The organism is Flavobacterium sp., assembly GCF_043722275.1.
Classification (GTDB): domain Bacteria; phylum Bacteroidota; class Bacteroidia; order Flavobacteriales; family Flavobacteriaceae; genus Flavobacterium.
Map to the genome: position 1 here is coordinate 1 of NZ_JAYSPC010000086.1, position 12,271 is coordinate 12,271.

The window sequence follows — 12,271 nt, forward strand, 5'->3', positions numbered from 1 at the left end:
TTAAATATGCGTTTTATACCTCGACATATTACCTTTTTACCTCTAATTCTCAGCGCCATATTATATGGTCAGGTTCCGCAGGACAAATTAAAAGCGAAACTGGAAATAGAAAAAATTGAAGGCAATGTAAAAATCACGGGAACTGCTGAAAACCTTACCGATGTTATCAGAAGTGCCTCCTACAAAATGTCTGTTATAAAAAACAATAATAAAAGTAATAATCAATCTAATAATGACCAAGTTGGTGTTTTTACCCTCCAGCCAAACGAACTGCAAAAATTATCAACTTCTCAAATTAATGTTTCAGAAGATGATGAGGTAATCGTTTTATTATTGTTTTATGATGAAGACAAACAAATAATAGCGAAAGATCGTGTGGTTTTGGGTGAAGAAAAAAAAAAGATGTGATAATACTTCCTGCTGACGGATTCGTTTTAAGAGGAATTATTACAGATGACACCAAAACAAAAATTGGTAAAGATTTTTATGATCGATATTATTACAAATACAATGATATTGGAATAAATGCTGAAAAGATAGTAACAATAGGTGAAGAATATAGTTTTGCACGCAATACAGCCATAACAATAACCATAGACAATGAGGTTATTTATGAGTTTTTAGCCAGACCGGACGACGAATTTCTGGACGCGGTTGCAGAGGAATCTGTTAATGCCACCTTCACTTATTTTAAAGAAAAAGAAAAACAGCGAAAATATTTCACTCAGTATTAATTTTATTATTAACGACATGAAATTTATTTTAACCCTAGCAATCCTGCTACTCATTTCTCCATTTATAAACGCTCAGGCTTTGGTTTATAAACCCGTTAATCCGGCTTTTGGTGGAGATACTTTTAATTATCAATGGTTATTGAGCAGTGCCGAAGCTCAAAATAAGCAAAAAGATAAAACAGCCGTAACAAAAGAACAAACTGATTTAGAACGATTTAAAGCCAATTTAAATTCGCAGTTATTAAGTCAGATTTCCAGTTCTCTCTACAAACAACAATTTGGTACAGATGGTATTAAGGAAGGTTCCTATACTTTCGGGAGCTATTCGGTTGATGTTTATCCATCAGCAGACGGACTCACACTCAATATTTTAGATACCAATACAGGAGAACAAACTCAAGTAATTATCCCAAATAAATAACATGAGATTACATCACTACCTATTAATTTTATTCGGATTTCTTTTTTCGGGCTGCGGCGCTTATTACAATCAGCCAACCGGAGTCGAAAAAGCAATTATAGGAGAAGGTACTCCTGCTACTTCATTACTAAAAGATTTGCCAAAACCAAAAGAACCAGTTATCGTAGGAGTCTATAAATTCAGGGACCAAACCGGGCAATATAAACCTCAGGAAAACGGAAGCAGTTTTAGCACCGCCGTGACTCAGGGCGCAACATCTATCCTGATAAAAGCGCTTGAAGATTCTAAGTGGTTTGTACCCATCGAGCGTGAAAATATTGGCAACTTACTTCAGGAACGAAACCTCATTCGGGCAACGCGTCAGGAATATGTAAAAAATGCCAATCCTAACGAACCACAATTAACACCTTTATTATATGCCGGAGTTTTGTTAGAAGGCGGAATAGTTTCCTATGATTCTAATATAATTACCGGAGGTTTTGGAGCAAGATATTTTGGCGCAGGAGCTTCTGTAAAATACCGTCAGGACCGCGTTACGGTATATTTGAGAATGATTTCAACATCAAACGGAAAAATTCTAAAATCGGTTTATATCTCTAAAACCATTTTGTCGCAGGCAATTGACGAAAGTTTGTTCCGATATGTAAATTTTAAAAGATTATTAGAAGTCGAAACTGGATATACTACAAACGAGCCAGTACATATGGCAGTAACCGAAGCCATCGAAAAAGCAGTTGAATCTTTAATTTTAGAAGGAATAAAAGACAATATCTGGGAAGCCGATGCGCCAAAAGATCAGGTTGATAATTTAATAAAAGCATACAATAAAGAAAGTGACGCAGCAGAAGCAACCGCACTTTATGGAAGAGTGCTGGAAAATAGAAGAAGCAAATTTGCAATCGAAATTTCCGGCGGAGCAACCTTAATGGATGGAGATTATCAAGATCCGTTATTAAGACCTTTTGGTCGGGGAGCTTTAAAGTTTTTTATAACACCCGGTTTTAATGTCAGCGCATCGACAAATGTGGTCAATCTCGCCAATAAAAATTTACTCGACGTAGGTTATATCACTTACGATCTTAATATTGAATGGCTTTTACTCCCAAAAGATCGTTTTACACCTTATTTATATGGAGGCGGAGGATATGCGACAAATAAAAAATTCGAAAATGGATCCAGTAAAATTCAGTACGGTTTAGGACTCGAATATCTGGTATCTGATAAAATTGGAATCAAATTATTTGCGGAGCAAAATATCAATTTCAGTGATAATGTCGATTATATAAAAGCAGGAACACGAGATGATTATTATTACAAATTCGGGTTAGGACTTATCTATTATTTCGCCCAAAAGAAAAAATAAAAGGAATTGGCAAAGCCGAAATTTTGAAAATATAACGATGAGTTTAAAATTTAAACAAATAGATAATGAAGTATTTATATAAAATAACCAGCATACTTTTTTTATTGTTTTTGGTTTCCTGCAGTGAAGAAAAACTAGGAGAAAATTCCTTTGGTACCGTTACCGGAAGAGTCGTCAATGCAGATACTTTTGAACCAATGGAAAATGTAAAAATACTTTCCAGCCCAACAACAAGCACCGTTTTTACAGATGTTGACGGTAAATTTACTGTTTCGAACGTAAAAGTGGGCGAATACTCTTTTCAGGCGCAAAAAGACGGTTTTGTAGCAAAATTTGAAGCCACAACAGTAACCGTAAACAATACATCCGAAGTTGTTTTTGAACTTAAAAAAGCAACGGCAAATAATAAACCGCCAACAATTCCTGTATTAGTAAGTCCCGTTGATAACAGCACCGCTCAGGCAATATCCTTAGACCTGACCTGGACAGATACAGATCCGGATAATGACGAGCTGATTTTTAAACTAACCCTTAGAAACGCGACCAATAGCGACGTAAAAATATATGATGTTATAAAAGAGAAAAAACTAACATTAACAGACTTAATATATAACACAAAATACTATTGGCAAATTGAAGTTACAGATGGAGTAAATACACCGGTTTTAAGCACTATAAGTACATTTACAACACTTGCATTTCCTGCTACGAGATTTTTATTTGTAAAAAACATCAACGATAATAATGTGATTTTTACTGCTGATGATGCCGGAAAACAATATCAATTAACCCCTTCAGATAAAAATTATTGGCGTCCGCGAAGAAACAACCAAGCCAAGAAAATAGCCTTTATAGGAACAAGCGGTTCTCAAAATGATCTTTATACCATGAATTATGACGGAACGGGAGTAAAACGAATAACAAGTTCAGTCCCAATTGCCGGATTTAATTCAGATTATGTAGGGTATTCCTGGAATGCTTCAGGAAGCGAATTTATTTACCCTAATTTTGATAAACTCTACAAAATTAGCAGCGACGGAAGCGGTTTAACCAAAATATTCCAAACACCAAATGGCAAATTCATATCCGAATGTGACTGGAGCGCTGATGGAACTAAAATAGCATTAAAAGTAAATGATGCAAATGGTTATAATGTTGAGGTTTATGTAATTAATCCCTCCGGAGTAGTCACAACAACAATACTTTCAGGGCAAAATGGAGCAGTTGGCGGATTAAATTTTTCGATTACCGGACAAAAATTAGTATATACAAAAGACCTTTCCGGATTTGAAAATTTAAATTACCGACAGTTAGATTCGAGAATTTTCGAATACAGTTTTGCATCGGGATTATCAACGCAAATCATTACCGAGAAAATTTCAGGAACAAATGATCTCGATGTGCGATATTCTCCTAATGAATCCGAATTAATTTTCACCAATACCTCAAATGACGGTATTTCGATAAAAAACACCGTAAAAACAACCATCGGAGTAACCAATTCCAGAACAGTATTATTTTCAGGAACCGCAATGTCCGATTGGGAATAACATTAGAAACCGAATTTTTTAAACCAATTTTTACTCAGGAAATTCGGCAGTGCTACAAAACCTGCCGAATTTTTTTGTGCATCAAATATTCTAATTTTAAATAGTATAACCCCAAGAATTAAAAAAAGGGATTATCTTTGCACCACATCAACACAAACTAAGTTTCATGAATTCAGATTCTAGCAAAAGGTACGAACAAAGAGGTGTTTCGGCATCAAAAGAAGACGTACACAACGCCATAAAAAATATCGATAAAGGTTTATTTCCTCAAGCATTTTGTAAAATCGTTCCGGATTACCTTACCCAAGATGAGGAATATTGCTTAATCATGCACGCCGATGGAGCAGGTACAAAATCGTCTCTGGCGTATATGTATTGGAAAGAAACCGGAGATATTTCAGTTTGGAAAGGAATTGCACAAGATGCTTTAATCATGAATATCGACGATTTATTATGCGTTGGCGCAACAGATAATATCCTGCTTTCATCTACAATTGGTAGAAATAAAAACCTAATTCCAGCTGAGGTAATTTCGGCAATCATCAACGGAACCGAAGAATTAATCAACGAATTAAAAACTTTTGGCGTAACCATTCATTCAACAGGCGGTGAAACTGCTGATGTTGGCGATGTTGTTCGTACCATAATTGTAGATTCTACCGTAACTGCCCGTATAAAACGCAGCGATGTTGTAGACAATGCAAACATAAAAGCCGGAGATGTAATTGTAGGTTTGACTTCTTTTGGGCAGGCAACTTACGAAAAAAGTTATAATGGCGGAATGGGAAGTAACGGATTAACATCTGCACGTCATGATGTTTTCGGAAAATATTTAGCTAAAAAATACCCTGAAAGTTACGATGCACTTGTTCCCGAAGAATTAATTTATTCAGGTCAGGTAAATTTAACTGATGAGGTTGAAAACAGCCCCATAAACGCAGGTCAGTTAGTGCTTTCTCCAACAAGAACCTACGCGCCAATTATCAAGAAAATTTTAGACACCTATACGCCAAACGAAATTCACGGAATGGTGCATTGCAGCGGAGGAGCGCAAACTAAAATTTTACATTTCGTACAAAATTTACACATTATAAAAGACAATTTATTTCCGGTTCCGCCATTGTTCAGGTTAATTCAGGAACAATCAAAAACCAGCTGGAAAGAAATGTATCAGGTTTTCAATTGCGGTCACCGTATGGAAATTTATGTTCCTGAAAATATTGCACAAGACATTATTGCGATTTCAAAATCGTTCAACGTCGATGCCCAAATCGTAGGTAGAGTAGAAGCAGCCGATGCTAAAAAACTCACAATTACCAGCGAATACGGAACATTCGAATATTAGTTTTTTTTAAAGGTGCTAAGGTTCTGAGTTACTAAGTAACTAAGCAAAATTTATTCACAACGTAATATGTAGAGGCGCACAGCAGTGCGTCTCCCGCAACGTTGATAAAACTGAGCGGAATCCAAATTTCAAGCTGAAAGAATTTAATTGTCAGACTAAGCAAATTCAAATGTCAGGCTGAGCGGAGTCAAATGTCAGACTAAGGAAAATTCAATTGTCAGGCTGAGCGGAGTCAAATGTCAGACTAAGGAAAATTCAATTGTCAGGCTGAGCGGAGTCGAAGCCCCACGTTCCAATTTTCCAGTCTTCAATTTCATTAAGCTGAAGAATAATTACGTTATACAAATAATAACCATTAGCTTTTTCAGGAGCTAATCCCGCTATCCGTTACAATCTTTTATTTTTTAAAGAAAAAAACAAAAGGATTTTCACTACTATCGGGGCTAAAAAACACCAGGCTATGTACGAATTACTTTTTTGGAAATATTTAGAAGAAGTTTACCTAAACCACCATGAAGTTTACGAATCTCTTATAGAAAAAGAAACAGTTGAAGGTCTTGAAACACTTCCGGTTGAGGTAATCATGAACCGAATCGCTTCGGTATTCTCTAAATGGGAAAAAGTCGACGAAAACAGCTGGCAAAATACTTCCGGAAAAGGAGCATTTCAAGTAATTTTAACGCCACAAAGCATCAAAATTGACTGCTACGGAACCGAAGGTAAAACTATGGATAAACTAGTTGCGCTGATGGAAGAATTTAAATGTCCTTTATACGATCCTCAAATTCCGGAACGCTATGATGAAATGAGTGAATAGATATTTTAGATTGATAACTTTGTGAATCTTCGCGTGATCTTCGTGAATCTTTGCGAAATAATTATACTACAAAGTTGCACAAAGATTCACAGAGATTCTCAAAAAAGTATAGTTCCTACGGGCAATGTCATTAAGTTAAGCTTTTGAAAAAATAAAATTAATCTCGCAAAGGCGCTAAGACGCAAAGTTTAAACACAATATTGTCATTTCGACGAAGGAGAAATCTCCGCTAGAAGCTCGACAAAGATTGGATTTGCATTGCGGAGTTACTTACGGAGATTTCTCCTTCGTCGAAATGACAAATCTTTGCGATTTTGCGACAGATTTATTGGGAAAACATTGTGGATTTTCGTTAACTTAATGACATTGCCCGTAGGGACTACACATTGAATCACAAAATAAATCATTGAAATCACTTTAATCTGTGGCAAAAAAATAAAAAAAACATGAATGCAAATTTCAATTTCTCTGACAATATTATTTTAGAAGACGACTTAGTTCTATTACGCCCGCTACAAGAATCAGATGTCGATAACTTATTAGAAATCTCCATCAACGAACCAGAAACCTGGAAATATTCATTAGTTGGTGCTGACGGAAAAGAAAATTTGATCAAATACATTCAGTCGGCAATAAAAAATAGAGAAGATAAAAGAGAATTCCCGTTTATAGTTTTCGATAAAAAGTCACAAAAATACGCAGGTTCAACACGTTTTTACGATATGCAGCTTGATTACAAAACCTTGCAATTAGGCTATACATGGTACGGTTCCGCTTTTAGAGGAACCGGACTCAACAAACATTGCAAATACTTATTACTGCAATTTGCCTTCGAAACCCTAGAAATGGAACGCGTAGAATTTCGTGCCGATAACAATAATGAACGCAGTATTGCCGCTATGAAAAGTATTGGCTGCAAAGTCGAAGGCGTTTTACGAAGCCATATGCCAACAGTGAATAAAGAAACACGTCGCGATTCAATTGTTTTAAGCATATTAAAAAATGAATGGTTCAACGAAGTAAAAGAAAACCTAAAGCAAAAACTTTAAAAAGAGCCATGTGCTCAACCATATTGTGGAGATGCCCCAAAACTTCGGCACTAATCCAATTTAGAAAACAAAAAACGCTTTAAAAAAAGCCCAGGCTCGACTAATATTATAGACTGTCCCGAAACTTCGGGATTCATCAAGTTTAGAAAAAATAAAGAAAGATTAAAAAAAGCCACAGGCTCGACCAAATATTGTAGGGCTGGATTTTAATCCAGTTTCCATAAAGAGAATAGGCCATTTCAATTTGAAATTGAATTTTGTCATTGATTTTTGATATTGCGAGAATTGGAATTTGGAATTTTAAAAATTGGAATTTAAAGTTATCTACCCATCTTTTAATAACAAATCTTGTTCTTTTCTAATTTTTACAACCAAACTATCAATATAACTTTTTATTTTCTGCGGTAAAGAATTCCAAGTTGCATCTTTTTTAAAACTTCTGCAAATATCTAAATCACATTCAACGGCACGAATTGCGTATTTTTTGTTTTTATAAACCGTAATAATTTTTACGCGTCTTATTTCATCATTTTCATTTCTTGTTCCATAAACAATTACAGGATCGATATAACCATCGCCGTCAAGATCTTTTGTGCTGCAATATTTTGTCCAGAACCAGATATTTGTTTCCTTCGGTTCATTATCTTCTAATAAATCATTAATTCTCCATTTTTCAAGAAAACCGCCATGATCCGCCATTGTACAAATAGCCTGAATTTTAGTATTTAAAGTATCTTTTTTAGAAATATTTTTTTGGTTTTCGCATAAAAGCAAATTATAAACGCCGCTTTTATCGGCACATTCAAATGCTTTATAAATAGAAAAATCCGAAACCTCGTTTAATTCCCGTTCCGTTATTTCTTCCTTTGTAAGTCTATAACTTTCTATCTTTTGTGAAAAACTAATTGTAGAATAAGAAAGTACAAGCAATAAAATAAAATTCTTCATATGTGCAAAGTGGCATTTTTATAAATCAAAGATATTTAAAACCTTTTAACGTCAAAGGAATTTATATTTTTTAAAGAGCATATTTTGTTGTATTTTTCTAACCTAAAAGTATTGGTAAATCGTTTTAGTAAATATCCTATACTCTTTTGAAACAAAGAATAATGATTAAAAAAATATCTAATGAATAGAATAAATTGTAAAAATTTCCTTTTTGGATTATCATTTTTAGTACTTGGCAGTTCAGCAAATGCTCAGAAAAAGACAATTGAAAATCGAAATCTGATTCAGTATGTAGACCCAATGATTGGTACAGCCAAAATGGGACATACTTATCCCGGAGCAACAGTTCCGTTTGGGAGCGTACAATTAAGTCCGGAAACCGATACAATTGCTTACGGTTTAAACGGAAAATACAATGGAGATGTTTATAAATATTGTGCAGGATATCAATATGAAGACAAAACGATTGTAGGTTTTAGCCACACGCATTTTAGCGGAACCGGACATTCTGATTTAGGAGATTTTCTAATTATGCCAACAACCGGAAAATTACAATTGAATCCCGGAGTTGCATCAAAACCATTATCAGGTTATCGATCGGCGTTTTCTCATGCGACCGAAAAAGCAGAACCTGCATATTACAGCGTACTTCTGGAAGATCATAATATTAAAGCCGAATTGACAGCAACAACGCGAGTAGGAATGCATCAATATACGTTTCCAAAATCAAATGAAGCACATATTATTCTTGATTTGACCTCAGGAATTTACAATTATGATAAAAAGAATGTTTGGACATTTGTGCGCGTAGAAAATGATACTTTAATTACAGGATATCGTCAGACAAATGGCTGGGCGAGAACCAGAACCGTTTATTTTGCCATGTCTTTTAGTAAACCAATTAAAAGTTACGGACAAGCGCCTCTTGAAAAAAGTGTTTACAAAGGTTTTTGGGGAAGATTTGATCAAACCAAAAATTTTCCGGAAATGGCAGGTCAAAACTTAAAATTGTTTTTTGATTTTAATACCGAAGAAGGAGAGAAGATCAAAATCAAAATGGCTTTATCACCGGTAAGTTCGGCTGGAGCGCTTGAAAATATGAAGAAAGAAGTTCCGGGTTGGGATTTTGAAAAAGTAAAAAAACAAAGTCAGGAAATTTGGAATACCGAATTGAATAAAATTCAGATAGAAGCCATTCAGAAAGAAGATTTAGTTAATTTTTATACCTCAATGTATCATGCTTTTTTAGGTCCAACTGAATATATGGATTTAGATGGAAATTACAAAGGTCTTGATATGAATGTTCATAAAGCGGATAACTTTAAAAATTATACCAGTTATTCGTTGTGGGATACTTACAGGGCGTTGCATCCCTTATTTAATTTAGTCCAACCAGCGAGAAATTCAGATATGATTAGTTCGATGTTAGCGCATTCTGACCAAAGCGTACATAAAATGTTGCCAATCTGGTCGCATTATGCAAATGAAAATTGGTGTATGATTGGGTATCATTCGGTTTCTGTGATTGCCGATGCAATTGTAAAAGGCAATGGAAATTTTGATAAGGAAAAAGCGCTTCAGGCTTGTGTAAACACAGCAAAAGTGCCTTATTATGACGGATTGGAATATTATATGACTAAAGGTTATGTTCCGGAAGATAAAAACGGATCATCGGTTTCTAAAACTTTAGAATATGCTTATGATGATTGGGCAATCGCTCAGGCAGCTAAAAAATTAGGTGAAACTGATGTTTATAATGAATTTATCGAAAGATCTAAAAATTATAAAAACGTTTACGATGCTAAAACCGGTTTTATGCGTCCTAAATTAAATGACGGAACTTTCAAAAAAGAATTTGACCCGTTAGATACTCACGGACAAGGTTTTATTGAAGGGAATTCATGGAATTATAGTTTGTACGTTCCGCAAGATCCTGCTGAAATGATTAAAATGATGGGCGGAAATGAGAAATTCAACGTGAGATTAGATTCTTTATTCAGCATGCATTTACCGGATAAATATTTCGAAAATACCGAAGATATTACCAGAGAAGGAATTATTGGAAATTATGTTCACGGAAACGAACCTTCGCATCACGTCGTTTATTTGTACAACTGGACAAATTCGCCGTGGAAGGCACAAGATAAAATCAGAATGATCCTGAAAAAAATGTATAGAAATGGAGCTGACGGTTTAGGTGGAAATGACGATTTTGGACAAATGAGTGCGTGGTATATTTTTAGCAGTTTAGGATTTTATCCTGTTGCGCCAGGTTCTGATGAATATGCTTTGGGAAGTCCGTTAGTGAAAAAAGCAGTTTTCAATTTAGAAAACGGGAAGAATTTTGAAGTCGAAACCGTAAATCAATCTGATAAAAATGTGTTTGTGAGTAAGGTACTTTTAAACGGAAAGCAATTAGATAAACCTTTCTTAAAACATGCAGATGTTATTAATGGTGGAAAAATTACTTTTTATATGAGTAGTAAACCGAATAAGAAGAATTATCAGAATTAAAATTTAGCCCGCGGATTGTACGGATAGAGGGGAGTTATGACGTTTTTTTTTGAATGTCATTTAAGGTTTCGGTTATTTAGAAATTAGGAATGGTTTAGTTTGATATGAAAAATAAAATAAAAATAGAAGATATAGGATTTTGGATGGATGGTGGAACCATTACTTTAAAAATGAAAAAAGAAGATTCTATTTTTTATGAAGTTGAGTTGGTGCAGAAAGTAATTTTAGAAAAAAGTAGAGGAGAAATTGAATATAAGCTATTTCCCGGTAGTCTTATTTTAAATAATAAAGCAGTAGATATAAGGTCAGAATTAGAAAAAGAACTACTTTCAGAAATTAGAATTGCCGAATTTGGAACAAAAATAGCTGAAAAAGAAAGAGTTTCGCTAAAAAAAATAATTTCAGAAGCAATAGATTTTGTTGAATCTGAAGATTATATAACAATCGCTAAAAAAGTTGGGCGAATAAAATAATAATGTATAATTCGGAAGTTTGTTTTTAAGTTAGAATAATTGATAAAAAGTAAACAATATGGTTTAGTTTGCAAAAACTTCACGAAATTTGCGCTTTAAATAAAAAGTAAATATGAAAATAAATCTAAAATCAGGAATTGATAAATTGCTTTTCGGAATGAAGCAAAACGATGTAACGGCTGCTTTAGGAAAACCTGATAAAAATTATGTAGACGAAGATGAGAATGTAATTTTTGTATACAATTCACACAAAATCAGATTGACATTTTATCAGGAAGAAGACTTGAAATTAGGTTATTTAGTAGCATCAAGCAATGATTTAGAAGTTTCCGGATTCAAGTTAATCGGAAGAAAAATTGATGATGTAAAGAAAGATCTAGCAACAAAAGGAATCACAAAATTTACTCAGGAAACTTTTGATACTTTCGAAAATTATTTTAATGAAGACAATTGGTTTATTCTTCAAACTGAATTTGATGAAGTTGTGAAGTTTGAAATTGGGGCAATTATCAATGATAAAGACGAATTTGACTGGAAGTTTCCGGTTAAGAAATAAAGAAAACAAAGAATTACACAAACTATGTCATTTCGAGGAACGAGAAATCTCACTCGAAATTCCGTCATGTAAATCGCCAATCTTTGTAGAGTTACTCGTGTGATCCCTCGTTCCTCGGGATGACAACTAAAGAGTAATTTTGGTAAATTAAATCATAAAAAAAACCGACAATCACTTGTCGGTTTTTTTATATACACAATCTTGGCATCCCGAGGAACGAGGGATCTCTACAAGAAACTAACGCAAAGTTTTCCCTAAATTGGCGAGCTGCTTGCGGAGATCCCTTGTTCCCTGGGATGACAAAAATGCGCAGACCAATTTTGCACATAATCTTTGTCAGACTGAGCGGAGTCGAAGTCCCGCAAAGATTGGTGATTATGTTTGTAGAGTTTCTGTGCGATCCTTCTCCCGAAGCCTCGGGACGCTCAGGAGGACATAAAATGAGAGTAAATATTGTGTCTTAATTATTAGTGAGATTGCTTCGTTCCTCGCAAAGACAAT

At 34.5% G+C, this 12,271-nt stretch carries 12 protein-coding genes; 11 read left to right on the forward strand and 1 reads right to left on the reverse strand.

Translation table 11 applies throughout. The annotated features are described in order from the left end of the window. The 8 genes from ACHZDT_RS11120 to ACHZDT_RS11155 all read left to right on the forward strand — a co-directional run. Positions 1-408 (forward strand): hypothetical protein (locus ACHZDT_RS11120; protein WP_394774700.1); only part of this gene is annotated, 408 nt, incomplete at its 5' end. After that, a complete protein-coding gene (locus tag ACHZDT_RS11125) occupies positions 405-734 on the forward strand; it encodes a CsgE family curli-type amyloid fiber assembly protein (protein ID WP_394774701.1) in 330 nt (109 codons plus the stop codon). The genes ACHZDT_RS11120 and ACHZDT_RS11125, both read left to right, overlap by 4 nt. Before the next feature lie 16 nt (positions 735-750). Beyond that, positions 751-1,155, forward strand: a complete 405-nt coding sequence (locus ACHZDT_RS11130; RefSeq protein WP_394774702.1) for a curli assembly protein CsgF — start codon at positions 751-753, stop codon at positions 1,153-1,155. Position 1,156: 1 nt separating this feature from the next. After that, positions 1,157-2,518 (forward strand): CsgG/HfaB family protein, encoded by a 1,362-nt coding sequence (locus ACHZDT_RS11135; protein ID WP_394774703.1) that lies wholly within the window; start codon positions 1,157-1,159, stop codon positions 2,516-2,518. Between the two features lie 65 nt (positions 2,519-2,583). Continuing rightward, on the forward strand, positions 2,584-4,068 hold the full coding sequence (locus ACHZDT_RS11140; protein ID WP_394774704.1) for a carboxypeptidase regulatory-like domain-containing protein: 1,485 nt from the start codon (positions 2,584-2,586) through the stop codon (positions 4,066-4,068). 166 nt (positions 4,069-4,234) lie between these two features. After that, on the forward strand, positions 4,235-5,413 hold the full coding sequence (locus ACHZDT_RS11145; RefSeq protein WP_394774705.1) for an AIR synthase related protein: 1,179 nt from the start codon (positions 4,235-4,237) through the stop codon (positions 5,411-5,413). 460 nt (positions 5,414-5,873) lie between these two features. Beyond that, complete coding sequence (locus ACHZDT_RS11150) at positions 5,874-6,230, forward strand: hypothetical protein (protein WP_394774706.1); 357 nt, start codon at positions 5,874-5,876, stop codon at positions 6,228-6,230. 446 nt (positions 6,231-6,676) lie between these two features. Further along, positions 6,677-7,279: a GNAT family N-acetyltransferase gene (locus ACHZDT_RS11155; protein WP_394774707.1), complete on the forward strand. Its 603-nt coding sequence runs from the start codon at positions 6,677-6,679 to the stop codon at positions 7,277-7,279. Between the two features lie 324 nt (positions 7,280-7,603). Here ACHZDT_RS11155 and ACHZDT_RS11160 read toward each other — a convergent pair whose 3' ends face one another. Then, on the reverse strand, positions 7,604-8,227 hold the full coding sequence (locus ACHZDT_RS11160; protein WP_394774708.1) for a M949_RS01915 family surface polysaccharide biosynthesis protein: 624 nt from the start codon (positions 8,225-8,227) through the stop codon (positions 7,604-7,606). Positions 8,228-8,407: 180 nt separating this feature from the next. On the opposite strand from ACHZDT_RS11160, the gene ACHZDT_RS11165 reads away from it, so the two are divergent. The 3 genes from ACHZDT_RS11165 to ACHZDT_RS11175 all read left to right on the forward strand — a co-directional run bounded on the left by ACHZDT_RS11165 (position 8,408) and on the right by ACHZDT_RS11175 (position 11,770). Then, positions 8,408-10,741 (forward strand): GH92 family glycosyl hydrolase, encoded by a 2,334-nt coding sequence (locus ACHZDT_RS11165; RefSeq protein WP_394774709.1) that lies wholly within the window; start codon positions 8,408-8,410, stop codon positions 10,739-10,741. A 104-nt stretch (positions 10,742-10,845) separates the two neighbouring features. Beyond that, positions 10,846-11,214, forward strand: coding sequence for a hypothetical protein (locus ACHZDT_RS11170; RefSeq protein ID WP_394774710.1), 369 nt, complete (start codon positions 10,846-10,848; stop codon positions 11,212-11,214). Between the two features lie 112 nt (positions 11,215-11,326). Continuing rightward, positions 11,327-11,770, forward strand: coding sequence for a hypothetical protein (locus ACHZDT_RS11175; protein WP_213297681.1), 444 nt, complete (start codon positions 11,327-11,329; stop codon positions 11,768-11,770). Positions 11,771-12,271: the final 501 nt, after the last annotated feature.